Genomic DNA, 25,396 nt, shown 5'->3' with positions numbered 1-25,396 from the left:
CTTATTCCCTTCGTTCAGATTGTTCTTCGGCTTCCTTGCGTTCACCGATGTGATTAGGCCCCATAGAGGGCGAAAAACTGCTTGGTGGCGCGCCGGGCGTCCCGGATGACCACGTCGTCAGTCAGTTCCAGATGGTCGCCAAGCAGCAACCGTATTTGCATGTCCCGGACGACAAGCCCGAAAAACGTGCGAAATGCCTCATCGATATCGTCGAAGGCCAGCAAACGTGCCTCCTGCCCCATATGGAGAATGGGCTTGAGGCGCTTGGCCATGGCCACAGGGCCGTTGGCCAGAACGATATCACCTAATGTGGACTTGCCGGACGCCGCATGGCTCACCGCCAGCCGGTTCAGGGCAATGGAGGTTTTTCCCGACAGCACCAGCAGCCAGTCGCGCGCGAAATGTTCCAGGCTCGAGAAAAGAGATTCCGCATCCAGCTTTTCACGGGTCAGCGGCACGACGCGAACTTTCGATGCCTGCCAGCGAACCATCGCCGTCAACAGACCGTCGCGATCGCCAAACCATTTATAGAGGCTTTCTTTCGAGCAGTTGGCGGCACGAGCAATACTTGCCGTCGTCAAAGCGCGGTCCCCGCCTTCCACTAGAAGGCGCAACGCCTGCTCCAGAACATCGTTCTGACGCGGCGAAAGAGCCTGCTGCTTTTGAGCCTGCATTTCGTCGCTGGTATCAGTCACGGGTCTTTTCCTCCACCTTGTACCGTACGGTACGGTTCCCAATTCATAATTACTGTTTCTTCAGCGGTCAAGCATGTTTTCAAAAATTACGGTCGCCTAAAGCGGGATTAATTTTCATCGACAACAAATGCAAAAAAGCGCCTCCCCGAAACCGGAAAAGCGCTCTTTAAAACTATCAATTCAGATGAGTTACAGATTCACCTGCGTTCCAATTTCCACCACACGACCGGTGGGGATCTGGAAATATTCGGTCGCGTCCGATGCCGTTCGGGCAAGCAGGATAAACAGCTTGTCCTGCCAGAGCGGCAAGCCGGAATGGGCCGATGCCTTGAGCGAGCGGCGCGACAGGAAGAACGACGTCGTCATGATATCGAATTTCCAGCCAAGCTTTCGACAGATGCCGAGCGCTCGTGGAATATTCGGTTGCTGCATATAGCCGAAGGTAAGCGTCACCTGCATGAAGCGTTCGTTATATTGGGATACACGCGCGCGGTCGGCACTTGAAACCCATGGCTTCGATGCCGTCACAACCGTCAGTATGACGTTATTCTCGTGCAAAACCTTATAGTGCTTCAGGCTGTGCATGAGCGCAGTGGGAGCGCTTTTGGGATCGCCAGTCAAGAATACAGCCGTGCCCGGCACGATGGTCGGCGGACGTTTGGTCATTTGTTGGACGATCAGATCAAGCGGGACTTCGGCCTTGCGGGTCTTGTTAAAGAGATGCCGCGTTCCGCGCACCCAGGTCCACATGATGAGAACAAGTATCGCAGCAATACCAATCGAAGCCCAACCACCCTCATGGACTTTGATGATATTTGCACCGAAGAACATAATATCGATGATCAGGAAGCCAACAATAATCGGAAGGGCGCGGCTCACGCGCCAATTCCAGATGCGTGTCATCACGATATAGAGAAGGACCGTCGTGACCAGCATGTTGCCGGTAACTGCAATGCCATATGCAGCGGCCAGATTGCTGGACTTCTCGAACCCGAGCACCAGAATAACCACCGCCAGCCCTAAAAGCAGATTGACGCGCGGAATATAAATCTGGCCGTGCAGCTTTTCCGAGGTGTGCTGGATTTCAAGGCGCGGCAGAATGTTGAGCTGAACGGCCTGACGTGCCACCGAATAAGCGCCCGTAATAACTGCCTGGCTAGCGATAACAGTCGCTGCAGTTGCCAGCAGGACCATGGGCAACAGCGCGAAGCTCGGCATCATCTGGAAGAATGGCAATGCAGCGGCTTCGCCATGTGAAAGGATGAAGGCTGCCTGCCCAAAATAGTTGAGCAGAAGGCATGGGAACACGATCCAAAGCCATGCGCGAACGATTGGCTTGCGTCCAAAATGACCGAGATCGGCGTAAAGAGCTTCGGCACCGGTCATTGCGAGGAACACGGCACCAACCGTGATAAAGGCAATGCCCGGGCTGATCATCAGAAAGCGTACAGCATAATAGGGATTCAGCGCCACCATCACCGTAGGATCATCGAAAATATGCCAGAGACCCGACGCACCCAGCGCCAAAAACCACAATGCCATAATCGGTCCGAAGACGATGGCCACCTTGCCAGTGCCGAGTTTCTGGACCGAAAACAGCGTCACAAGAATGACGACAGTTATCGGAACAACGAACGGAGTAAGATCAGGAGCGACAATCTCAAGACCTTCCATCGCCGATAGAACGGAGATTGCGGGCGTAATGACCGCGTCACCGAAGAACAGCGCCGCACCGCAGATGCCTACCCCCAAGATAAGGTCAGGCCGGCCTTTCAACGCACCTCTGACAAGAGCCATCAACGAAAGAATGCCGCCTTCGCCGTTATTATCGGCGCGCAGAACAAACAGCACATACTTGATGGTCACAACCAGCGTCAGTGCCCAGAAGATCAGAGAAACAACACCCAGAATGTCACTGCGGGCGAGAATGCCATCGCTCGCCGCCGCATGAAGGGCTTCACGAAAAGCATAGATGGGGCTGGTGCCGATGTCACCGTAGACAACGCCCAGCGCCCCAAGCACCAGCGTTTTCATGCTCTCATTGTGCTGCTCGGCATCTTCAGCAAAAGCGACGCTTTCAGGAACACCAACGGCAGGCATAGCGGCCTGTGTGGGCGTGTCATTGCCATTTAGCTCGCCGCTCATATGCAGGCACCTCGCAACTTCCTGAAAAGATTCTGGCTGGAGTTACTGGAGATCGATTTCAGATAATGAGTGTATTCGCAAAAAGTTGCGAATTGCCGCATCGTCGCCGCACCGTTTCCCAAATCAGCTTTAATCATAAGCTTGGTATCGATTGAACGTAGCAATTCGTCCGAATGCAACCGCAATAGAACTGCCTCGGCGCAGAAAGCAGACGTCGGAAAACTGCTTCAATGCTTCCCTCATACGATCCTGCGTCCCCCAACGCATCTGAATAGTGGCGGACGCCTAAAGCTTGTCTCACCCGAATGCAAATGCGCTTTTTGCAAAGCTTCAACCCGAGCCATGCACCAAGCGCATTAACTAACATCTTATGCCAATGCCGCAATATAGCGGCTTACAGTTACCGGCATTCCATACATGAGTGCATCGGCGGTCAATCCATGTCCAATGGAAACTTCACTCAACTGAGGGATACGTTTTACCAGCGCCGGCAGGTTGTCTACTGTAAGATCATGCCCCGCATTGATATCGAGGCCTAGCGCCGTAGCGGCATTTGCAGCCTTTTCCAGTCGATCCAGTTCACGTGTTGCGGCTGCCGGGTCATCATAGGTAGCACCATAAGGGCCGGTATAGAGCTCCACACGGTCCACACCGATAGCAGCTGCGCGTTCGTATCCAAGCGGATCGGGGTCGGCGAACAATGACACCCGCATTCCGCCCGCTTTCAAACGGGCCACGATAGGAGCCAGAAAGTCAGATCTCGACACGAAATCCCATCCATGATCCGAGGTCGCCTGTGTTGGATCATCAGGAACGAGCGTCACCTGCTCAGGCTGATGTTTCTCCACCAGATCGAGAAATGCTTCGCTTGGAAAACCTTCGATATTGAACTCCGCTTGCGGAAACTCATCATCGATCAAAGCGCGTATATCACCCAGATCGGAAAACCGGATGTGACGCTGATCGGGACGCGGATGCACTGTCAATCCCGCAGCGCCTGCGGCAAGCGCAGCGCGGCCCAGACCGGTAACGCTTGGCCAAGGCAAATCACGCCGATTTCGCAGCATCGCAACAGCATTGAGATTGACCGATAATTTCGCAGGCATTGGAGACTCCCGGATAGATATCCCGCTTTATAACGCCTGCCACGAAAAAATGTGAGTGCTTTGCCGTCGCACCGCAGCCGCAATCCCCAACCATGAAATCTGCCTGCAACAATCTGGGTTTGCATAGTTTTTCCAGTTCGCATCAATTTGGAGACTGTCCGCAACCTTTGCCCCCGCTTCGACGTTTAAATCTGATCAATGATGGAGGTCTATGATGCGAAATGAGGACATACCCGTCATTCGCCGCATTCCAACAAACCGGGAAGACGTTTTTGCTTTTGCAATCGAAGGACATCTCGACGATGCGTCATTGGAGAACCTCTACGGGCTTCTTGACGCAGCTTACGAAACACATGAAGAAATTGACCTCCTGATCCGCCTAACCGGATATGAAGGTTTCGACTGGACGGCTGCATTCTCGGAAAGCATGCTGTCCATGCGCTCCAAATCCCTGAAAAAGCTTCGCCACTATGCAATCGTCGGCGGCCCCCTGTGGATACAGGCCAGCATAACCCTCATGCAGCCTTTCCTGTCGATAGAACTTCGCGCTTTCGAAGCAGACGAAGAAAACGAGGCCTGGGAATGGCTGAGTGCCCGACCGACAGACGAGTAATTATTTTACAATGGTCAAACGTTCGGCAGCCCGCGTGATCGCCGTATAAAGCCACCGCTCACGCGTATCGCGAAACGCAAAACTTTCATCGAAGAGCACGACTTCATCCCATTGGGAGCCCTGTGCCTTGTGCACAGTCAAAGCATAACCGTAATCGAAATCGTCGTAGCGTTTCTTGGTCTGCCACGGAATTTCACTGTCGGGGTCTTCGAACTGCGCCTTCAGCAGCTTGATCTTCGCCACACCGCGATCATCATCCTCAGGTGTAACCAGCAGATTGATACCGGGCTTCACCGTTTCCTTGGACGATGTCATCACCTTCCAGAGCGATCCGTTGAGAAGTCCCTTGGCAGGATCGTTGCGCAGGCAAACCAGTTTGTCGCCAGCCTGCGGGTAATCAGCAGTAAAGCCTTTTAGCTCCCGAAGGCGCTGGTTATAGCGGCGGCGCGTCCGGTTGGTACCGACGAGCACCTGATCGGCGGCTAACACCATCTCCTGATTGACGTCGCCTTTTCCGATAACCTTTGCAGCGCCATGGTCACCATAAGGAAGTTCACGCCCTTCCCGCACATCAAGCGCCATACGGATGATCGGATTGTCCTGCGCCTGACGATGAATCTCGGTCAGAAGATAATCCGGCTCGTGTTCCGTGAAAAAGCCGCCGCCGGAAATCGGCGGCAATTGCCCCGGATCGCCAAGAACGAGGATGGGTGTGCCGAAACTCATCAAATCCCGCCCCAGCGCCTCATCGACCATGGAACATTCGTCCACGACGATCATCGCCGCTTTGGCGACAGGGCTCTGCCGGTTAAGCGAGAAGGTCGGCGCGATGGAAGTCTTGCCAGTCGTTTCGTCCTCAATCGCTTCTTCGCCACGTGGGCGATAGATCAGCGAATGAAGCGTGCGTGCGTTGCTAGCGCCTTTCGAGCGCAGCACCTGTGCCGCCTTGCCGGTAAAGGCCGCAAACTGCACATCGCCATCCACATGCTCGGCAAAATAGCGGGCGAGCGTCGTCTTGCCCGTACCCGCATAGCCGAACAATCTGAAAATAGGGCTGCGGCCGTCTTTGAGCCACTGCCCGACGGCCTTCAGCGCCTGATCCTGTTCCGGTGAAAACTGCATGATCCTTTCAGACAGGATTCGCCGCCCGAAAACAAGATCAAACCGTGATCAAACGGTTTTGCTCACCAGCGCTGCAAATCTGTCAAGATCGACATTGCCACCACTGACGATCACCCCCACACGCTTGCCTTGCAGCTTCGACGCCATCTGTCGTGCGCCAGCAAAAGCGAGACAGCCTGTCGGTTCGACCACCATTTTCATCCGACTGGCGAAGAATTTCATACCGTCAACCAGTTCATCGTCGCTAACGGCCAGAATATCACGAACAGTTTCGCGGATGATGGCAAAGGTCATGTCGCCAAGAGCTTGTGTCTGGGCGCCATCCGCCAAGGTCTTCGGCACGTCGATGTGCACAATCTTGCCGGAGCGGAACGACTGCTGGCCATCATTTCCCGCCATCGGCTCGACACCGTAGACGTCGCATTCCGGCGACAAGGCTTTTGCCGCTAGCGCCGAACCGGCCAACAGGCCACCACCGCCAAGACAGACGAACAGGGCATCGAGGGGACCGGTTTCCTCAATCAATTCCTTTGCCGCAGTTCCCTGCCCGGCGATGATATCCGGATGATTGAATGGCGGAATGAGGGTCAGCCCACCGTCTTCGGCCAGACGCTTCGAAAGCACATCGCGGTCTTCTTCGTAACGGTTATAGGTCACAACCTTCGCGCCGTAGCCTCGCGTTGCATCAAGTTTCGCGCGCGGCGCATCCTCAGGCATGATGATAGTCGCGCCAATACCGAGCAGTTTTGCCGCAAGCGCGATCGCCTGCGCGTGATTACCGGACGAGAAAGCCAACACGCCTCGCGCTTTTTGCTCATCCGTAAACCGCGACAGAGCATTGAAAGCACCACGAAATTTGAAGGCACCTATGCGCTGGAAATTCTCGCACTTGAAAAAGAACTGAGCGCCGGTTTCGCGGTCGATAGTTGACGACGTGAACACCGGCGTATGGTGTGCGTATCCTTCGATCTGCTTTGCGGCCGAAATAACATCATCATAAGTTGGAAGCTGGTTCATAATTCGCCTCTTCATTCTCTATTTCAGCATCGGCCATAGGCTCAGAACGAGCAGCAGGGCCATGATAAGGTTGAACCATTTCAATCGAACAGGGTCAGAAAGCCAGTTGCGCAGCAATGTGCCAAACCCTGCCCAGACCGAAACGCTCGGCAAATTCACAATCGCGAAGGCGGAGCTGACCAGGAGCACGGCGACATAATAGTTGTCGTGATTGGCATAGGTGGCAATTCCCGTGATCGCCATTACCCAGGCTTTCGGATTGACCCATTGAAATGCCGCTGCCTGCAAGAAAGTCATTGGCTCAGCTTTATCTCGATGCTTTGCCTCTCCGATGGAACGCGACATAGCAATCTTCCAGGCAAGGTAGAGCATATAGGCGCCACCAGCGAATTTCAGCGCGGCATAGAATGACGGCACCGTTTCGATCAAAGCGCCGAGCCCGAAGCCGATCGCAAGCAGCAACACGAAGAAGCCCACACCGATCCCCAGCATATGCGGGATCGTTCGACGGAAACCAAAGTTTACGCCTGATGCCAGAAGCATGAGATTATTTGGCCCCGGCGTAACGGACGACACGAAGGCGAAGACAAGAAGCGCCAGAAAAATTTCAACAGACATAGGACGGCCCCAATTTATGGGGACAAATTAGCTCAATAAAAAACCGGCACAATCGAAACATTGTGCCGGTTTTCAAACATATTGTATCGATTTCAGTTGAAAGCTTTTACATGCCTTCCGGGCCACGGTTCATGGCTGCAACACCCGTACGGCAGGTCTCAACCAGTCCGAGTGGCTTCATGATCGAGATGAACTGATCAATCTTGGCAGTCTTCCCGGTGATCTCCAGGATGAAGTGATCCGTCGTCGCATCAACCACCTTGGCCTTGAACGCGTCGGCAAGACGAAGCGTTTCCGCCCTCGCCTCACCTTTGCCGGCAACCTTCACCAGTGCCAGTTCACGTTCAACCGGACGGTCGTGGCCAAGCTCAGAGGCGCGATGGCTGAGATCGACGACGCGGTGAACTGGAACAATCCGGGCCAGCTGGTGGCGGATCTGGTCAAGCACGTGCGGCGTGCCGCGCGTCACAATCGTAATGCGCGACAAGTGCTTTTCATGCTCGGTTTCCGAAACCGTCAGACTTTCAATATTGTAGCCACGTCCGGAGAAAAGACCGATCACGCGGGCAAGGACACCCGGCTCGTTGTCAACGAGTACCGCAAGCGTATGCGTTTCCGGCGTTTGCGTTTCGGCTGCAATGAAATAGGCCGATCCGGAAGCTAGGTTCTGTGCATTCATGATTTCTTTCCTCCGGATCAGACGAGCGCGCGGCCCTTGGCATCGATGGCGTTGGCGACAGCTTCATCCGTTGCTTCATCCGGCAACAGCATTTCGTTATGCGCCTTACCCGATGGGATCATTGGGAAGCAGTTGGCGAGATTTGCCACGCGGCAATCGAAAATAACCGGCTTGTCGATGTCGATCATTTCCTGAATGGCGGCATCGAGGTTGCCCGGCTTGTCACAACGGATACCATGTGCGCCATAGGCTTCAGCCAGCTTCACGAAATCCGGCATCGCCTCGGTATAGGAGTGCGACAGGCGATTGCCATGCAGGAGCTGCTGCCACTGGCGCACCATGCCCATATACTGGTTATTCAGGATGAATATCTTGATTGGCGCATTATGCTGGATGGCAGCCGACATTTCCTGAATGCACATCTGGATCGAGGCATCGCCCGCGATATCGATAACCAGTGCATCAGGGTGTGCGATCTGTACTCCGAGCGCTGCCGGCAGGCCGTAACCCATGGTGCCGAGGCCACCAGAGGTCAGCCAGCGGTTCGGTTCCTCGAAGCCATAGAATTGCGCAGCCCACATCTGGTGCTGACCAACTTCCGTGGTGATGTAAGTCTTCCGATCCTTGGTCAGTTCATAAAGCCGCTGAATTGCATATTGCGGCATGATGACGTCCTTGTTCGGCGCATAGGCGAGCGAATTGCGGGCACGCCAGCGATCGATCTGTTCCCACCAGGCACCGATTGCCTGCTTTTCCGGCTTCTTGTCAGAGGCACGGAACTGCCGAACAATATCTTCCAGAACATGCGCAACATCGCCGATGATCGGAACATCAACGCGAACGCTTTTGTTGATGGAGGATGGGTCGATATCGATATGAATTTTCTTCGAGTTCGGAGAAAATGCGTTCAGACGTCCGGTAATACGGTCATCGAAACGGGCACCGACGCACAGCATGACATCGCAGTCATGCATGGTCATGTTGGCTTCGTAAGTGCCATGCATACCGAGCATGCCGAGCCAATTCTTGCCGGAGGCCGGATAGGCGCCCAGCCCCATCAGCGTGGATGTGATCGGGAAATTGCTGATCTCAACCAGCTCGCGCAGCAGACGGGAAGCTGCCGGGCCGGAATTAATCACACCGCCGCCAGAATAGATGACGGGCTTCTTTGCATTGACGAGCAGACGAACGGCGTCCGAAATTGCCTGCGCCTTGCCGTCGAGAACCGGACGGTAGCTGGTGCGCGGCGCGGTTTCCGGTGGCGTGTAAATACCCTTGGCGAACTGGATATCCTTCGGAATGTCGACCACAACGGGACCGGGACGACCGGTGGAAGCGACATGAAAGGCTTCATGCAGGATGCGCGCCAGATCGTTGACGTCCTTCACCAGCCAGTTGTGCTTGGTGCAGGGGCGCGTGATACCAATCGTATCGCATTCCTGAAACGCATCGGAGCCGATCAGCGTTGTCGGAACCTGACCAGAAATGCAAACCAGCGGAATGGAATCCATCAGGGCATCCTGCAGCGGCGTAACTGCATTGGTCGCACCCGGACCGGAGGTAACAAGCATCACACCGACTTTGCCGGTCGAACGCGCATAGCCTTCCGCAGCGTGTCCTGCGCCCTGCTCGTGTCGGACCAGAACGTGCTGAACCTTGTCCTGCTGGAACAGTTCGTCATAGATCGGAAGCACAGCGCCGCCGGGATAACCGAAGATGCTCTCCACACCCTGATCGATCAAAGCCTGAATGACCATTTCTGCGCCGGTCATTTCGCGTGGATTGCTTGCTTCCTGCGTTTCTGCGGCGTTTGCGTCCGCCTCACGTTTACCTGCAGTCATTGTTCTCTTCCCGTCGTCTGCATTTCATTTCTGATTTGGATAATAAAAAAGGCCCCCGAGGGAGCCTGTCTTTCGCGCATGGGAGCTTTCGCCGGATGGTTACACCATCCTGCCCATGCGCGCCCGTACCACAAGAATAATAATCGTGTTCATGGTGGCGGACACTAATAGCCGGATTTGGCGTCGTCAACGCATAAATACATCGCCCGCGATATTTTCTTAGGCTCACCCGCCCCAAACGATAACTTTATTTCAACGGAAGATTCTTATCCTGACACGAAACCTCCTGTTGAAAGTTGGGGCGGAGTGGGCAGCATGAGCGAAATTGGGGACAGTTCCAACGCGCGAGAACAGAGCGAATATGTGCAGCGCAATCGCACGGAAGGCTATGTCATCCAATGCGATGGCGAGAGTGCCATCGTCTCAGCGCTATCAGGCCCCTCTTCGGCAGCATCTGACGATTATTGGGCCGTAGGTCAGCTTATATCCATTCAGGCAGGCGACAATCGCGTCGTGGGACTCATCCGCAACGTGCTTGTTCCCGGTGATGTCTGGATACGCGGCGGTGACAACACGCTCCATGTCCATGTCGAGTTTCTGGGTGAAGTTCGCGTGCAACCGACCGGGCAGACCACTTTCAACGGCGGTATTTCGCAGTTTCCCCATCCCGGCGCTATTGCTCACCGTATCCGCGCCACCGACCTTGCCGCCATTTATGCGCAAACAGGTCACAGCAGCGTTTCAATCGGTACACTCACGCAGGACGCAACCGTTCCGGCTTACATATCGGTCGATGATCTTATCTCCCGGCATTTCGCTATCGTCGGCACAACGGGCGTCGGCAAGTCGAGCGCAGTCATCCTGCTGCTACGCCGGATCGTCGCCGAAAAGCCCAATCTGCGTGTGCTCATTCTTGATCCACACAATGAGTTCGCGAGCGCATTTCCCGATCTGGCCGTGGCGGTCGATCAGACGAATATCGAACTGCCATTCTGGATGCTGCGGCTGGATGAATTTGCAGATGTGATCTTTCGCGGGCGCGCGCCGGACCCGATGGAACTCGATATATTGCGTGATCTGGTCCAGCTAGCCCGCGAAAAAATGCAGGGCACAGAACTGTCAGCCGCGAAAACATTGCGACGGCAGCTTGCCGACCGCCAGAGCGTCAGCGCCGACACGCCCATCGCCTACCGTCTGCTTGACCTGATAGCCCTCATCGATGAGCGTATGGGTCTCCTCGACAGCAAGGCGGAACGTCCCTATCTGCGCAGCCTCAAAGCTCGGCTTGAATCGATCTCTGCCGATCCCCGCTTCCGTTTCATGTTCGCTGTAACTGGCGGCTCGGAAACAATGCGACAGGCCATTGGCCGGATTTTTCGCATCCCGCTGAACGGAAAACCCATCTGCACATTCCAGCTTGCAGGCTTACCATCCGAGGTTGTCAACGCTGTTGCTTCCGTCTTGTGCAGACTGGCATTCGATATCGCCCTTTCAAGTGAGGGCAGCCTACAGACACTGGTAATCTGCGAGGAAGCCCACCGCTATATTCCAACCGACCGCGACGCCGGGTTCTGGCCGACAAGGCAGGCAATATCCCGAATTGCCAAAGAAGGTCGAAAATACGGTTCCTATCTCGGAGTTATAAGCCAGCGCCCCGGCGAGCTTGATCCAACGATCCTCTCACAGTGCAATTCGATTTTTGCGATGCGGCTCGGTAATGAACGTGATCAGGAAATCATCAAAGGTGCCATTCGCGGCGGCGCACAGAGCATGGCAGGCTTCCTGTCATCCATCGCCAACCGCGAAGCGATAGCCTTCGGCGAAGCGTTCTCAACACCGATGCGTCTCACATTCGAAACCATCCCACCTCATCAGCTTCCCGGACGCAGCAAAAGCGAGAGCGCTCTTTCCAGCTGGCGCAACGACGAAAAGATATCCCTCGACCGTATCGTTGAAAAATTACGTGCTTTTGAGAACAGTTCACAGACGGAACCGGTGGACCAACTCGGAGACGAGGATAATCTGTGGGGCAGCCCAGTCTCTACCAGTCGCCGTGACCAAGCGCCTACCGACGAAGCTTACCATCGCTCATCTTCTTCGCCGAGGCCACAAACATCACTCAGTCTCGACACAAAACAGAGTATTGAGAAGATGGGCGAACTGGTGCGCAGCTTTCGCAAGGATCGCGAGCGCTAGATAGTGTAGCGAATCCGAAAATCCTATCAGCCTGAAGCTAGGCGCAGACGCGGTTACGGCCCATATTCTTCGCGGCATAGAGCATCTTGTCAGCGCGACGATAGAGATCTTTCGAGGTCTCGCGCCGATCCCATATCGCAAGACCGATACTGACGGTAACGCCAAGCTTTTCATCGCCAAGATCGATTTCGAGCGTCGATATGGCCTTGCGAATACGATTAGCAAGCTTGATCATCAATTCCGCGTCCATGTTCGGCGCAAGGACTGCGAACTCCTCGCCACCAAGCCGGGCGACAACATCATGATACCGTGTATAGTCCTTGAGACACCGCGCCACCTCCTGCAGCACGACATCGCCAATGTCATGTCCGTAGGTATCGTTCACGGCCTTAAAGTGATCGAGATCGATAATCATCAGTCCGACAGGCCGCTGTATACGGTCAAACTGGACCAGATATTCCTTTAGCGCCTCGTCGAAATAGCGCCGGTTCTGCATACCAGTCAGGCTGTCCGTCAACGCAGCATGTTCGAGGGTCTGCGACCGTTCGGAAAGATCCTGCGTGATGACCTGCAGTTTGCCGTGGTCCAGCGCATCGGTGCGAATTTGGGGATAGATCAGGAACAACCCGCAAGCGATTGTCGCAATCAGCACCCAGATTGTGACGTGGTTCAGCTGGTCGAGTCTCGAAACCAGTTCATAGGCGCCCGCATCAAGAGGCAATGTCTGCAATTGTCCGATGTCGACACGAGCTTGATAAAGCAACAGCCCGATACCGAACATCAGAACAATCAGAATAAAAAATGCCCGTTCCGATTTATGAAACCGCATAGCCCGCGCCCACCTCTCCTGTTTCAGAGAGTGCCAGCGAGTTATTTCGTTGTCGTTAATTGAGCGAAGGCATCATCGGAATTTGCGTGCGTGCACCAGCTATCATCAAGCTGATTTCGAAACCAGGTCGACTGACGCTTTGCATATTGCCGGGTGGCGATAACCGAACGTTCAATGGCTTCTTCCCGCGACATCGAGCCTTGCAAAAATGCCGTGATTTCACGCACACCGATGGCCTTCATTGCAGGCAATGCCGGGTCGAGATCAAGCACCAGCAATGCCTTTACTTCGTCAATCGCACCATTGTCCCACATCAGGGCAAACCGCCGGGCAATACGCTCTGAAAGCCATGTCCGGTCCGGCAGCAAGACGATCTTGCGGGCGCTATGATCGTCTACCAGTGCCTGCCCTTTCGTCTGTTGCCATACAAGAAGCGACTTTCCAGTGCCTTCAAAAACCTCCAGCGCCCGAACGATGCGCTGGCTGTCGAAAGGTTGAAGGGTTGCGGCCATCTCCGGGTCACGTTCGCTGAGAAGCCGGTGAAGATTTTCTGGACCGTCCATCTCCATCCGTCCTCGCCAATAGGCGCGAACATCACCCGGCACCTCTGGCATCTGCGACAGTCCACCGAGAAGCGCTCTGAAATAAAGCCCCGTCCCGCCAACAAAGATCGGGGTCCTGTGCTTCATGGCAGGTTGCGTTAGCAGGTCAGCTACATCGTCCAGCCATCGTCCGGTCGAATAGGACATCGATGGCGCGACGTGTCCATAGAGATGATGTTCTGCCGCAGCCAGATCCGCTTTGTTCGGCCGCGCAGTCAGAAGGTCAAGAACATCGTAAACCTGCATGGAATCGGTGTTCACGATGAAACCGCCGGTCTCATGAGCCATGCGAATGGCAAGTGCCGACTTGCCGCTGGCCGTCGGGCCAGCTATCAGGATTGCATTCGTGATCGCACCCTCATTCATCGTCGGAATTGCTCTCCATGTCCCAACAGGTTTCTCTCGTCGCCACTTTGATTGCCAATCCGGCCAAGGCCTCGCTTGCATCAGCGCTTGGGATTAAAGCCTCAGCGGCAGTGAACGCAACTGGACTCTACTGGCTGGCCGACAACATTGCCTGCGACATTGCGCTTCCATCGGGGATCAGCAGTGACGAAGCCGAAACCCTGCTGCGCCATTCGCTTGATGGCGCGCCGGTCGACGTGGTGGTGCAGGAACAGGAGCACCGACGCAAGAAAATTCTGATTGCCGACATGGATTCCACGATGATCCAGCAAGAGTGCATCGATGAACTGGCAGAGGAAGCCGGGCTGCGCGAGCATGTGGCTGCAATCACCGCGCGCGCCATGAACGGCGAGATCGCTTTCGAACCAGCCTTGCGCGAGCGGGTCGCCTTGTTGAAAGGTCTGCCGCTCAACGTAATCGACAAGGTCATTTCAACCCGCATTACACTGATGCCCGGCGGCCCGGAACTCGTGCGCACCATGCGTAAACATGGCGCTTACACGGCGCTGGTGTCCGGCGGTTTCACCTCATTCACCCAGCGTATCGCCGAAATGATCGGCTTCAACGAAGAACGTGCGAACAGGCTGATCGACGATGGTTTGCATCTGACCGGGCTGGTCACAGAACCAATTCTCGGCCGGGAAGCCAAGGTCGAGAAACTCGAGGAAATCGCCGAGCGCCTTGGTCTCACACCAGATGATGTAATCGCAGTAGGTGACGGGGCGAACGATCTCGGCATGATCCAGCTTGCAGGCACTGGCGTCGCACTCCACGCAAAGCCGACTGTGGCAGCGCAGGCCAGAATGCGGGTTGACCATGGCGACCTGACCGCCCTCCTCTATATTCAGGGCTATCGAAAGACGGATTTCGTTCAATGATCATTCTGGAAACGCCACGCCTCATCATCCGGAACTGGGAAGATCACGACCGCGACCTGTTCCATGTCATCAATTCAGATGAAGAAGTCATGCGTTTCTTTCCCTTTCGTAGAAATCGCTCGCAATCGGATGAACTGTTCGACCACCTCCGGAAGATGATTTCTGAAACGGGTCTCGGTTTCTATGCGCTGGAAGAAAAAGAAGAAGGTCAGTGCATCGGTTTCGCCGGTCTCGCCCGCACTGACCTTGAACCTTATTTACCGGATGGCACCGTTGAAATCGGCTGGCGGCTGGCCCCTCCCTTTTGGGGCAAAGGCTATGTGACCGAAGCGGGCAAAGCGCTGATCGAATATGCTTTCGGCACCCTTGGCCTCACCGAAGTGGTTTCCTTCGCCGTCCATAATAATGAGCGGTCTACGGCCGTCATGCGTCGCATCGGCATGACCGGCGACCCGTCGAGCGATTTCAACCATCCGCGCGTGCCGGATAAAACTCCGCATTTGAAGCTTCATTCCGTCTACCGCATTCAGGCAGCCTGACCAGCCACCCAGCCCGAAGACCATGCCCACTGGAAATTATAGCCGCCGAGCCAGCCGGTAACATCGACAACCTCGCCGATGAAAAAAAGGCCGGGAACGGATTTGGCTTCCATGGTCTTGGAGTCGAGATCGCGCGTATCGACCCCTCCAAGCGTAACCTCCGCCGTACGATAGCCTTCCGAGCCGGCGGGCTTGATGCGCCAGTCGTTTATCGCGGCCTCAACACGGCGAAACATCTTGTCCGACATATCCGCCAGATGACCGGTCGCACCAATTTCCTCGGCTATGGTTTGCGCAAGTTTCCTCGGAAGATAAAGCGCCAGTGCGGTCTGCAATGCCTGCTTGCCGTTCTGTTTGCGCTGCTCACGCAGGGCTTCGAAAATGTCCGTCTCCGGTAGCATCGCAATGCGGATTTCATCTCCTTCACGCCAGTAGGAAGAAATCTGCAGGATCGAAGGGCCACTAATGCCACGATGCGTAAAAAGCATCGCTTCGGCAAATTTCGTTTTGCCGCAGGAGACAACGGCATCGACGGCAACACCGGCCAGCGGTTTCAGCCGCTCAAGTGTGTTGGGTTCAAACGTCAATGGCACCAGTGCCGGTCGTGTTTCGACAATCCGCAATCCAAATTGTGTCGCGATATCGTAGCCGAAGCTTGTAGCTCCCATCTTCGGGATAGATTTCCCGCCACAGGCCACGACCAGTGATCGACAGCGAACAGGTCCATCCGTTAGCTGAAGCGTAAAACCATGTGCGGATTTTTCGACCGAACTGACACTGCAACCAAGCTTTAGTCGCGCGCCATGGCGCTTCATTTCCCCCAGCAACATTTCAATTATCTGCAACGCCGAGCCATCACAGAAGAGCTGCCCGAGTGTCTTCTCGTGATAGGCGATACGATGACGTTCCACGAGCGCAATGAAGTCGCGCTGCGTGTAGCGGCTCATAGCAGAGATACAAAAATGCGGGTTCTGTGAGAGATAATTTTTCGGACTTGCATGAAGATTGGTGAAATTGCAGCGACCACCGCCCGATATACGGATTTTCTCACCTGCTGCCTTTGCGTGATCCACGACCAGCACGGAACGCCCGCGTTTGGCCGCCTCGATGGCACACATCATGCCTGCCGCGCCAGCGCCTATGACCACAATATCGACTGTTTCCAACTCACCCTACTCCGAATGGCGCCGGTCCATAGCATACCGGAGGCGAATGAAACAGAAGGCTCTGCCATTTCGAACGACAAATAAGGAAGTACTCGAATCTCTTTGTACGGTTCTGGCGCCAAGTGATTCAAACCGCAAAACAAAACGGCATTGCAGATTTCCCTGCAATGCCGCTTCAGCAGTACATTCAATTGAGGATCAATTGATCCGGACAGTCACGAAACGCAGTTCCCCCGAACGAGAAGCCAGCATCATAAGTGCATTCTTGCGTCCTTCGCGGCGCAGCGCATCAATGCGCTTCTTCACGTCTTCCGGCGTCTTCACGTTCACCTGCCCGATATCGACGATAACATCGCCGGTTTCGATACGCTTCTCGCCAGCAGCTGAACCAGGAGCGACGTAAAGAACAGCAACGCCTTCTACATCTTCGGCAATGCCAAATTCTCCGCGAACATCGTCATTCAGCTCGCTGAGCTTCATTCCAAGAACGCTCGGGGCAGCGTCACTCTTCTGTTCTTTTTTTGACGTATCCGGCGTTTCCGCACCTTCATCACCGCCCTCGCCCTCGGGCAGCGGAGCCTGATCTTCCGTCGCAGCTTCGGTGCTCTTGTCATCCTCGACCAGACGTCCGAGCTTGACCTTCACCGTCTTTTCCTCACCCTGACGAACCACGACGATCTCGACGTCCTTGCCGACCGGGGTTTCCGCAACCAGTCGCGGTAGATCGCGGGCGGTGTCGACCGGCTTGCCTTCGTAGCGGATCACGACATCTCCGGCTTCAATGGCCTTGTTGTCGACGCCGGAATTTTCGATCAGCCCGGCAATCAGCGCGCCCTTGGCTTCCTTCAGTCCAAGGCTCTGAGCGATATCCTCGGTAACAGGCTGGATACGTACACCAAGCCAGCCACGGCGAACTTCACCGAACTCCTTGAGCTGGTCGATAACACCCACAGCCATTTCCGCAGGGATGGCAAAGCCGATACCGATAGAGCCGCCCGAGGGCGAGATGATTGCAGTGTTGATACCGATCACCTTGCCATCCATATCGAACAGCGGCCCACCGGAATTGCCACGGTTGATGGCCGCATCGGTCTGGATGAAGTCATCATAGGGACCGGAATTGATATCTCGCTTGCGGGCCGAAATAATGCCCGCAGTCACCGTTCCACCAAGACCGAAGGGATTGCCAATCGCAAGGACCCAGTCGCCGATACGCGCCTTTTCCGAATTACCGAATTCTACGGCCTTCAGCTTGTGCTTGGACGGATCCACCTTGAGGATCGCCAGATCGGTCTTAATGTCTTTTCCGACCAGTTCCGCTTTCAGCTTGGACCCATCGTTGAAATTGACTTCGATCTCATCCGCATCGGCGATGACGTGATTATTCGTTACGATGAAGCCCTTTTCGGCATCGATGACGAAGCCGGAACCCAGCGACTGGACCTTGCGCGACTCGTCGCCTTGCGCGCCGCCCTTGTCACCGAAGAAGTCCTTAAAATATTCCTGGAATGGAGAGCCTTCCGGCACCTGCGGCATCGGAACCGCACCGTCACCTTCGCCATCTTCCTTGACGGTCTGTGAGGTCGAGATGTTCACCACTGCATCCAGCAGCCCTTCGGCCAGATCGGCAACGGAAGCCGGTCCCTGAGCCGCGATTGCCGGAGGTGTCCCTACCGAAAGAGTGCCAGCGACGGTCATCGCCCCCAATGCCACGGTTGCGAAAAGGGTGCGAGCAAATCCCGCCTTTGGTGCAATTGCCATGAAGCCCTGCTCCGTTCCTGTTTGCTTGCAGTCGTTTGATTAGCGATAGATGTACTAAGGCTTGATCGCTGCAAAATACGGCCTGTTTACGGCCCCGCATAGACTACAGACAATAAATAACGGAAGGAAAGCGGCTTATCCCCTGACAAGCCAAACAATGCCGACGCCGATTGCGAGCGCTGCAATCCCGGCAATGCGCAACATGTTCTCCGGCGTCTCACTCGCTTCACGAGCAAGCTTCTTCGCCAAGGAAGGAAAGCCGCCGTAGAGCAGCCCTTCGAGAACGAAGAGAAGACCTACGGCGGCTAAAAAATCGCTCATGAGCGTTTGACCCGGTTGTTACTGGGCAGGCGTTGCCAGCTTGCCGCCAGCATCACGGAAGAACTTGAAGAACTCCGAGTCCGGCGAGAGAACCAGCGTTGTATCCGGGGTCTCAAGGGCTTCACGATAAGCAGACATCGAGCGGTAGAAGGCGAAGAAACCAGGGTCCTTGCCTGCAGAGCCTGCGAAGATCTCACTGCGCTGCGCATCGCCTTCACCACGAAGGATTTCCGATTCCTTGCGTGCTTCTGCAATCGTTTCGACGACCTGACGATCCGCGACAGCGCGGATGCGCTGGGCAGCTTCACGGCCACGGGCACGCAGGCGCTCTGCTTCGGCAAGACGCTCTGCCTTCATGCGGTCATAGGTCTGCTGCGAAACTTCAGCCGTCAGATCGGTACGACGGATACGCACATCGGCGATGGTCAAGCCAAGCGACGTTGCATCGGGACGAAGCTGGTCACGCACTTCGCGCATCATGTCGCCACGCTCTTCCGAAAGTGCCGCTTCGAATCCGCGCTGGCCGTAAACGCTACGCAATGCAGCATCAAGACGCGTGCGAAGACGCTGCTCGGCAAGCAGCGTGCTGCCCGAAACGGTTTCACGGAACTTGCGCGCATCGGTAATGCGATAAACGAGGAACGCATCGACGTCATAGAACTTGCCGCCCGAAACCTGAACGCGGATATCGTCCAGATCGAAGCGCAGCAGGCGATCATCGATCAACTGCACAGTATCTGCATCAAGGAAGCCAAAAGGTAGTTTGAAGTAGATGCCCGGTTCCGTCTTCACATCAACGATCTGACCGAAGCGAAGCACGATAGCCTGCTGACGCTCGGATACGATGAACGTGGCGGAGTAGATCAGGAAAGCGATGACGGCGATAATGCCGCCAATGATTGGGAGCCTGTTCTGAGCCATTACTGGTTACCTCCGCTCGGGGTCGTCGTGGTCGCATTCACGCCTGGGCGTGGCTGCTGGCGCATGAGTTCGTTCAGCGGCAGATAAGGCACGACATCCTTTCCAGGTTCGACAATAACTTTCTTGGTGCTCTTCAGCACCTGTTCCATGGTTTCGAGGAACAGACGGTTACGCGTCACTTCCGGCGCCTTCTGGTATTCACCCAGAACGGAGCTGAAACGCTGAGCCTCACCTTCCGCGTCCTGAACGACACGGTTCTTGTAAGCGGCTGCTTCTTCGCGAAGCTGGGCTGCTTCACCACGAGCCTGACCGAGCTTCTGGTTCGAATACTGGTTCGATTCTTCCACGAAACGGTCTTCGTCCTGTTCGGCACGCTGCACTTCATCGAAGGCATCAGCCACTTCACGCGGCGGTGCTGCATCTTCGATGGAAACGGCGTTGATCTGGATACCCGTTTTGTAGGTATCGAGCGTCTGCTGAACAATATCGCGAACACTGGATGCGATTGCCGAACGGTTGTCGCGGAAAACGTCCTGAGCCGGTCGACGGCCAACGATTTCACGGATCGCGCTTTCAGAAACCTGCTGCACCATCGCATCCGGATTATCGACGTTAAACAGATAGGCTTGCGGATCGGAAACGCGATACAAAACCGAGAACTGAACGTTGACGATGTTCTGGTCGCCCGTCAGCATCAGGCCCTGCGTCGCACTTCGGTTGCCCTGCCCACCGATATTGATCTGCTTTTCGACGATCTGCGCCTTTTCATAGGTTTCAATCGGCCACCAATGGAAATGCAGTCCCGGTTCGGACACTTCTTCCTTCGGCTTGCCGAAGCGCAATTCGACGGCAAGTTCGTCCGGCTGCACGGTATAGACGGACTGGAAGAGCCAGAAGCCGACAACTGCCGCGCCAATAAGGAAAAGAACGCCGCGATTGCTGCCGCCCTTGCCACCACCACCGGGGAAGACCTGCTTCAGACGATCTTGTCCTTTGCGCAGAATATCTTCGAGATCAGGTGGTGTGTTCTGGCCGCCGCCACGTGGGGCCTTTGGCCCTTGTCCCCAAGGACCGCCATTATTGTTGTTATTGTTATTATCGCCGCCGCCACCCCATGGGCCGCCGCCACCATTCTGATTACTCCAGGGCATCCTCACCTCTCGTCCAGGCGACGGGAAAGCGAGCTGCCCACTCCCGTCATCAACTAATGTTTCCGTTTTATAGGCATCGGGAGGTCCGCTTTCAACGCGAAGACGACAAAATTCGTGAACTATGCTTTACACAGCACGTTTTTCGTACACAAAATAGCGCGTTGGGTGACTATCCTTGTCACCAGCGGGCACATCCTCCTGCGAAACGACGCGCCAGATTTGGAGGTCGATTTCTGGAAAATGCGTATCTCCATCGATCTCGGCCAGCACGCGGGTCAGGTGAATATGGTCCGCGAGAGGCAAAGCCTGCGCATAAATTTTCCCACCGCCTATGACGCAAACCTCTCCGACACCCAGGTCAGCGGCCAGTTTTTGTCCGAGCGCAATTGCCTCTTCGAGAGAACCGATAGCACTTGCACCTTCAGCCTGAAATCCGTTGTCCCTCGTCACGACAATATTGGGCCGTCCCGGCAAGGGGCGCCCAATAGATTCCCAAGTCCGCCGCCCCATGATAACCGGCTTGCCGAGCGTCAGGGCCTTGAAGCGTTTGAGATCGGTTGAGAGCCGCCACGGCATATCATTGTCGCGCCCAATGACGCCGTTTTCGGCGGCAGCAACAATGATTGAAACAATCGGTTCTTGTACGGACATGGAATGCCTCAGACAGCAATCGGCGCTTTGATCGTCGGATCGGCCTCATAGCCCTCAAGCTGGAAGTCCTCAAAACGGAAAGCAAAGAGGTCCTTCACATCCGGATTGATCCACATTGTCGGCAATTTCTTTGGTATTCGGGTAAGCTGCAGGCGCGCCTGATCGAAATGATTGGCGTAAATATGCGCATCCCCGAGCGTATGGATGAACTCTCCCGGTTTCAGACCGGCAACCTGCGCGATCATCATCGTCAACAACGCATAGGAAGCGATATTGAACGGCACGCCCAGAAATATGTCCGCAGAGCGTTGATAAAGCTGGCAGGAGAGTTTTCCATCGGCGACATAGAACTGGAAAAGACAGTGGCATGGCGGCAAAGCCATTTCATCGACCAGCGCCGGGTTCCACGCCGATACGATCAGGCGCCGCGAATTGGGATTTCCATGCAGCATCTTGAGAAGATTCGCGATCTGATCGATATGGCGGCCATCCGGCGCTGGCCATGAGCGCCACTGATAACCATAAACCGGGCCCAAGTCGCCATTCTTGTCTGCCCATTCATCCCAGATCGAGACGCCATTTTCCTTCAGATAGGCGATGTTCGTATCACCTTTCAGAAACCAGAGCAGCTCATGGATGATCGAGCGAAGATGCAGCTTCTTGGTCGTGAGAACCGGAAACCCCTCTTCGAGATTGAAGCGCATCTGATATCCGAAAACCGATCGCGTACCTGTACCCGTGCGGTCACCACGGTCGGTGCCGTTATCCAGCACATGTTGAAGAAGATCGAGATAGGTGCGCATGGGGGATGATCCAGAATCCGATTCGTTTAAGCCACTATAAAGAAAAACCCCGGTGTAAGGCACCGGGGCTTCGGATTCACCAGATCGCTGTGGATCAAAGGCCGCCGAGTTTTCCGAGCTGCTTGGCGACCAGATAATAGAAGGTAACGCGATTCTTGTTGCGATCACCCTTCATGACTTCCGCAACATGCGCGACGACTTCGTCACCCTTAGCTTCGTCATCAACGCCGAGTTTCTTGGCAACCCAATTGGTGCGGACGCGCTTCAATTCTTCCGGGTCCGTTGCCGAAACGAGCGAGGAATCGCGATTGCGCAGCGCAATACCCAGATGCTTGACGATCTTGTCGACTACAGCTTCATCGGCACCGGCATCGTAGCGACGGACATCCGCGAGATATTCACTCATATATCCACTCTCCTTCGAATGGGGTATCAGCACCCCGTTTCAGCCACGGAATCCGGCTATATAAGAATTTACTTGCCGACCCCGATATGTTGCGAGGATTGACCAGCAAATGCAGGCTGTCAATGAAAAATGAACACAAGGGCTGGTTGTCGGGAGCCTATTGGCAAAACCCGTTAAAAACTACGCACCCTCTTCCAATCATGATCAACCGCGCCTATATACGGCGTGTCGGCGCAAGCTGACTATGGTGATAAATGGACGGTGTAATAAACCCATTGGACCCGGGGGCGGTACCCGGCGCCTCCACCAGAATACAAATCAGCCTATCGGTTTGTATTGTGGCGGGGGCGAAACAGGATCGACAAGGGTGTAAAGATCGCTCTTTTACTCGGCATGATACCACCGTTATCGGGTCAATTGAGTAGTTGCAAATGACAACAAAGCTCAGGGTTATGCTCTCGCTGCCTAATGGCGGTGCGGGAAACCCACTCTAAAGTCCTTAGGGTTAGCCCCTTAAGGCGGGGTTCGGAGGCACCTGGCAACAGAAGCCTCCACTTCGTTTCCTTACTCATAACCGATTGATTTTTGGTCATTTTAGTTTTCCAGTTTTCAACTGTTTTACAGTTTCGTTCTGTTTCCGTTTTTTTAGATCGATCAAAATAGCCTGTCCGCCCATCTTGCGATCAGCGTAACGGCTATATCTTTCGACCATCTGTGGACTCATTCCGACCGCATCACATATCTGCGGTGCACTAAATCCATCTTGGCGCAAACGAATGACCGCATTGGCACGCAAACCGTGCCAGACTACATCTTCGATCACCGGCTGGCCTGTTCGAGCGTCATTCAACCACTTCCACATAAGATTGGTTGTGAACGGTTTGCCGTTGTCTTGATAAAGAAATGGGCCGGGCCTTTTTTCCCATTTCGCCATTTCTGATTCCAGTTCTGGGAAGATTGGACACCAAGGGCGAACGCCGGTCTTCTTTTGTGGAAGGCTAAAGCCGCCCTCATCGATATCGTTCCAGCCAAGCCGCACAACATCACTTATTCTCTGTCCGGTATATCGTGCGAGAACGTAAGCGCGGTGCAACATGCCTGTGAAATTCTTGTCCGCGAATGCAAGCTGATCAGGCGTCCACGGCTTATGCCCCTCGCCTTGCTGAAAATGAGCCACACCTTGCGTTGGATCACGGCCTAGCAATTCACGCGGACCGCTGGCCCATCGGCACATTGCACGCAAAGCGTCGAGAAGGTTGTTTGCGGCACCCGGCGTAGTTGCGCCAATCTTTTCCATTAAGGCTTGAACATGAGACGGCCTGAGAGCCTCAGCTTGCAAATCACCCCAAACCTTACGGACGATTCGCAATTGCCGTCGATACTGTTCTGTAGTGCTGACGGCTAATTTGCGCGGCAATCCGGGCCATGCAGCCTCATATGCATCAATCAATGCGCCTATGGTACCGTCGACAACTGGTCCGCTGATACCTTGTGCCTGCCGGACAGCTTGCCAAAACTCAGGAGAATGTGGATCGTTGGGAAGCTTAACCCGCTCCCCAACATGATTTGTGCCCCGGCCTGTCTGATAGTAAAAATACTCTTTGCCGCGTGAAACGACACGGTGAACACCTTTTGGCAGCGATACGGTTGCCGGCCTACGATGCTTGCGAGACATTATCTAACCCCGCCATGAACGGATCATCGGAATGTCCACCGGAGGAATTTGCATCTAGTAAAGCTTGCACTTGCGTCCAGCTCCAACGCACTGATCCACCGAGCCTAACAGGTTTTGGAAGCAAGCCCCGCCGCACATAATCATCAACAGTAGTTTCGCTAGAGCGTTTCCCTGCCTGATTGAATCAGCAGGCTTTGCAAATCAGTTACTTTCTGATTCAAGCTATCTGCCGATGGAGGTCGGCAGATATGTCGCGAGCCCTTTCCATTGATCTTCGAATACGTGTAGTTGCTGCCGTTGATGGCGGTGCATCGCATCGAGAGGCTGCTGAGCGTTTCGGTGTAAGCGCAGCCAGCGTTAGCCGTTGGCGTAACCTTCAACTCCAGCAGGGAAATGTTCGACCCGGTCCACTGGGCGGCGACCGCAATTCTCACAAGACAGAAGCTCATGCTGATCAGATCATGATCTGGCTCGCCGAACACAGGGACGGTACTCTCTTCGAACTTCGCAGTGATTTGGCCGCCCAAGGCATCATAATCAGCAAGTCGGCACTGCACCGCTTTCTTGTCCGGCACGAACAAACGCGTAAAAAAAGACTGGCCATGCTGTAGAGCAAAGCCGTCCAGACGTTCTGGAAAAGCGGCAATGCTGGTTCGAGGAGCAACTTGATCTCGATCCAGAGCGGCTCGTGTTCATCGATGAGACCTGGACAGCGACCAATATGGCCCGTAGTCATGGGCGGTGCCGCAAGGGTGAGCGGTTGCGAATGGGTTTTCCTCACGGCCATCGCAAAACGACCACGTTGGTTGCGGGGCTGCGCAATACGGGAATGGTCGCGCCACTTGTCATCGACGGCCCCATCAACGGTGATTGGTTCGAGGCGTATGTCGCTCAGGTGTTGGTTCCAACATTGAAACCAGGTGATATTGTCATCCTCGATAATCTGTCCAGCCACAAACGACCGGCAGCAAGAGAATTGATCGAGGCGGTCGGCGCGACAATGATGTTCCTTCCACCTTACAGTCCAGACTTCAACCCGATCGAAAAGGCCTTCTCCAAGCTGAAGGCGCTTTTACGAAAGGCTGCCGAGAGAACAGTCAATGGGCTTTGGGATCGCATCGGTCAGATGGTTGAACTCATCGAACCGCAAGAGGCTCAGAATTACTTCAACTCGTGCGGATATGATCCAACTTGAAAGGGAAACGCTCTAATATCGAGTTCAGTGGCTAGACGTGCTTTGCCCAGATATGAAGGGG

Annotated in this window: 24 protein-coding genes and 1 other RNA gene; 6 read left to right on the top strand and 19 right to left on the bottom strand. The window is 54.9% G+C overall.

Going from position 1 to position 25,396, the window contains the following annotated elements; genetic code table 11:
- Nucleotides 1–53: 53 nt before the first annotated feature.
- The 3 genes from OANT_RS09420 to OANT_RS09410 all read right to left on the bottom strand — a co-directional run bounded on the left by OANT_RS09420 (nucleotide 54) and on the right by OANT_RS09410 (nucleotide 3,946).
- Nucleotides 54–695 (bottom strand): TetR/AcrR family transcriptional regulator, encoded by a 642-nt coding sequence (locus OANT_RS09420; RefSeq protein WP_010659780.1) that lies wholly within the window; start codon nucleotides 693–695, stop codon nucleotides 54–56.
- A 189-nt stretch (nucleotides 696–884) separates the two neighbouring features.
- A complete protein-coding gene (locus tag OANT_RS09415; protein ID WP_010659779.1) occupies nucleotides 885–2,840 on the bottom strand; it encodes a potassium transporter Kup in 1,956 nt (651 codons plus the stop codon).
- Between the two features lie 368 nt (nucleotides 2,841–3,208).
- On the bottom strand, nucleotides 3,209–3,946 hold the full coding sequence (locus tag OANT_RS09410; protein ID WP_012091801.1) for a pyridoxine 5'-phosphate synthase: 738 nt from the start codon (nucleotides 3,944–3,946) through the stop codon (nucleotides 3,209–3,211).
- 214 nt (nucleotides 3,947–4,160) lie between these two features.
- Here OANT_RS09410 and OANT_RS09405 point away from each other — a divergent pair, with 214 nt between their 5' ends.
- Entirely contained in the window at nucleotides 4,161–4,559 is a 399-nt protein-coding gene (locus tag OANT_RS09405; protein WP_012091800.1) for a SpoIIAA family protein, read from the top strand.
- Here the strand turns inward: OANT_RS09405 and OANT_RS09400 are convergent, their stop codons facing one another.
- The 5 genes from OANT_RS09400 to OANT_RS09380 form a co-directional block, all read right to left on the bottom strand.
- A complete protein-coding gene (locus OANT_RS09400) occupies nucleotides 4,560–5,681 on the bottom strand; it encodes an ATP-dependent DNA helicase (RefSeq protein ID WP_010659776.1) in 1,122 nt (373 codons plus the stop codon). It abuts the gene before it with no gap.
- 48 nt (nucleotides 5,682–5,729) lie between these two features.
- Nucleotides 5,730–6,698, bottom strand: a complete 969-nt coding sequence (locus tag OANT_RS09395) for a threo-3-hydroxy-L-aspartate ammonia-lyase (RefSeq protein WP_012091799.1) — start codon at nucleotides 6,696–6,698, stop codon at nucleotides 5,730–5,732.
- 18 nt (nucleotides 6,699–6,716) lie between these two features.
- Complete coding sequence (locus tag OANT_RS09390) at nucleotides 6,717–7,316, bottom strand: LysE family translocator (protein WP_010659774.1); 600 nt, start codon at nucleotides 7,314–7,316, stop codon at nucleotides 6,717–6,719.
- A 106-nt stretch (nucleotides 7,317–7,422) separates the two neighbouring features.
- A complete protein-coding gene (gene ilvN, locus OANT_RS09385) occupies nucleotides 7,423–7,995 on the bottom strand; it encodes an acetolactate synthase small subunit (protein ID WP_010659773.1) in 573 nt (190 codons plus the stop codon).
- A 17-nt stretch (nucleotides 7,996–8,012) separates the two neighbouring features.
- Entirely contained in the window at nucleotides 8,013–9,836 is a 1,824-nt protein-coding gene (locus OANT_RS09380; RefSeq protein ID WP_012091798.1) for an acetolactate synthase 3 large subunit, read from the bottom strand.
- Nucleotides 9,837–10,151: 315 nt separating this feature from the next.
- On the opposite strand from OANT_RS09380, the gene OANT_RS09375 reads away from it, so the two are divergent.
- Nucleotides 10,152–12,032, top strand: a complete 1,881-nt coding sequence (locus OANT_RS09375; protein WP_010659771.1) for an ATP-binding protein — start codon at nucleotides 10,152–10,154, stop codon at nucleotides 12,030–12,032.
- Nucleotides 12,033–12,069: 37 nt separating this feature from the next.
- Here the strand turns inward: OANT_RS09375 and OANT_RS09370 are convergent, their stop codons facing one another.
- Nucleotides 12,070–12,861 (bottom strand): GGDEF domain-containing protein, encoded by a 792-nt coding sequence (locus OANT_RS09370; protein ID WP_012091797.1) that lies wholly within the window; start codon nucleotides 12,859–12,861, stop codon nucleotides 12,070–12,072.
- 41 nt (nucleotides 12,862–12,902) lie between these two features.
- Nucleotides 12,903–13,829 carry a tRNA (adenosine(37)-N6)-dimethylallyltransferase MiaA gene (gene miaA / locus OANT_RS09365; RefSeq protein WP_012091796.1) on the bottom strand — a complete coding sequence of 309 codons (927 nt, stop codon included), beginning with the start codon at nucleotides 13,827–13,829 and terminating at the stop codon, nucleotides 12,903–12,905.
- Nucleotides 13,830–13,846: 17 nt separating this feature from the next.
- Between miaA and serB the strand changes: the two genes are divergently transcribed.
- Both serB and OANT_RS09355 read left to right on the top strand, forming a co-directional pair.
- On the top strand, nucleotides 13,847–14,746 hold the full coding sequence (serB, locus tag OANT_RS09360) for a phosphoserine phosphatase SerB (RefSeq protein ID WP_012091795.1): 900 nt from the start codon (nucleotides 13,847–13,849) through the stop codon (nucleotides 14,744–14,746).
- Nucleotides 14,743–15,285, top strand: a complete 543-nt coding sequence (locus OANT_RS09355; protein WP_012091794.1) for a GNAT family N-acetyltransferase — start codon at nucleotides 14,743–14,745, stop codon at nucleotides 15,283–15,285. The genes serB and OANT_RS09355 overlap by 4 nt, the downstream gene beginning before the upstream one ends.
- Here the strand turns inward: OANT_RS09355 and OANT_RS09350 are convergent.
- The 8 genes from OANT_RS09350 to OANT_RS09315 all read right to left on the bottom strand — a co-directional run bounded on the left by OANT_RS09350 (nucleotide 15,273) and on the right by OANT_RS09315 (nucleotide 22,465).
- Complete coding sequence (locus tag OANT_RS09350; protein ID WP_012091793.1) at nucleotides 15,273–16,451, bottom strand: BaiN/RdsA family NAD(P)/FAD-dependent oxidoreductase; 1,179 nt, start codon at nucleotides 16,449–16,451, stop codon at nucleotides 15,273–15,275. The genes OANT_RS09355 and OANT_RS09350 overlap by 13 nt on opposite strands.
- A gap of 198 nt (nucleotides 16,452–16,649) precedes the next feature.
- The gene (locus OANT_RS09345; RefSeq protein WP_012091792.1) at nucleotides 16,650–18,212 is read right to left on the bottom strand and encodes a Do family serine endopeptidase; all 1,563 of its coding nucleotides are present in this window, start codon (nucleotides 18,210–18,212) and stop codon (nucleotides 16,650–16,652) included.
- Nucleotides 18,213–18,347: 135 nt separating this feature from the next.
- Nucleotides 18,348–18,533, bottom strand: a complete 186-nt coding sequence (locus tag OANT_RS09340; protein WP_006467185.1) for a DUF2065 domain-containing protein — start codon at nucleotides 18,531–18,533, stop codon at nucleotides 18,348–18,350.
- A gap of 18 nt (nucleotides 18,534–18,551) precedes the next feature.
- Nucleotides 18,552–19,454: a protease modulator HflC gene (gene hflC / locus OANT_RS09335; RefSeq protein ID WP_010659764.1), complete on the bottom strand. Its 903-nt coding sequence runs from the start codon at nucleotides 19,452–19,454 to the stop codon at nucleotides 18,552–18,554.
- A complete protein-coding gene (gene hflK, locus OANT_RS09330; protein ID WP_012091791.1) occupies nucleotides 19,454–20,605 on the bottom strand; it encodes an FtsH protease activity modulator HflK in 1,152 nt (383 codons plus the stop codon). Before hflK ends, hflC begins: the two co-directional genes overlap by 1 nt.
- A 126-nt stretch (nucleotides 20,606–20,731) precedes the next feature.
- Complete coding sequence (locus OANT_RS09325; protein WP_010659762.1) at nucleotides 20,732–21,256, bottom strand: dihydrofolate reductase; 525 nt, start codon at nucleotides 21,254–21,256, stop codon at nucleotides 20,732–20,734.
- 8 nt (nucleotides 21,257–21,264) lie between these two features.
- On the bottom strand, nucleotides 21,265–22,059 hold the full coding sequence (locus OANT_RS09320) for a thymidylate synthase (protein WP_012091790.1): 795 nt from the start codon (nucleotides 22,057–22,059) through the stop codon (nucleotides 21,265–21,267).
- 94 nt (nucleotides 22,060–22,153) lie between these two features.
- Nucleotides 22,154–22,465, bottom strand: coding sequence for a DUF2853 family protein (locus tag OANT_RS09315; protein WP_010659760.1), 312 nt, complete (start codon nucleotides 22,463–22,465; stop codon nucleotides 22,154–22,156).
- Nucleotides 22,466–22,653: 188 nt separating this feature from the next.
- On the opposite strand from OANT_RS09315, the gene ssrA reads away from it, so the two are divergent.
- Nucleotides 22,654–23,021, top strand: a transfer-messenger RNA (tmRNA) gene (gene ssrA / locus OANT_RS25605).
- A 33-nt stretch (nucleotides 23,022–23,054) separates the two neighbouring features.
- Here ssrA and OANT_RS09305 read toward each other — a convergent pair.
- Complete coding sequence (locus tag OANT_RS09305; RefSeq protein ID WP_012091789.1) at nucleotides 23,055–24,140, bottom strand: tyrosine-type recombinase/integrase; 1,086 nt, start codon at nucleotides 24,138–24,140, stop codon at nucleotides 23,055–23,057.
- 248 nt (nucleotides 24,141–24,388) lie between these two features.
- Between OANT_RS09305 and OANT_RS25600 the strand changes: the two genes are divergently transcribed.
- Nucleotides 24,389–25,335 (top strand): IS630 family transposase gene (locus OANT_RS25600; RefSeq protein ID WP_011982578.1). Its coding sequence is split into 2 segments (ribosomal slippage): nucleotides 24,389–24,728 and nucleotides 24,728–25,335, totalling 948 coding nucleotides; the frame shifts between segments, so codons are not numbered across the junction.
- The last annotated feature ends 61 nt before the right edge of the window (nucleotides 25,336–25,396 follow it).

The organism is Brucella anthropi ATCC 49188 (genome assembly GCF_000017405.1).
GTDB lineage: Bacteria > Pseudomonadota > Alphaproteobacteria > Rhizobiales > Rhizobiaceae > Brucella > Brucella anthropi.
Note: the sequence above shows the minus strand (reverse complement) of the source record. Positions and strands in the feature narration are given on the sequence as shown.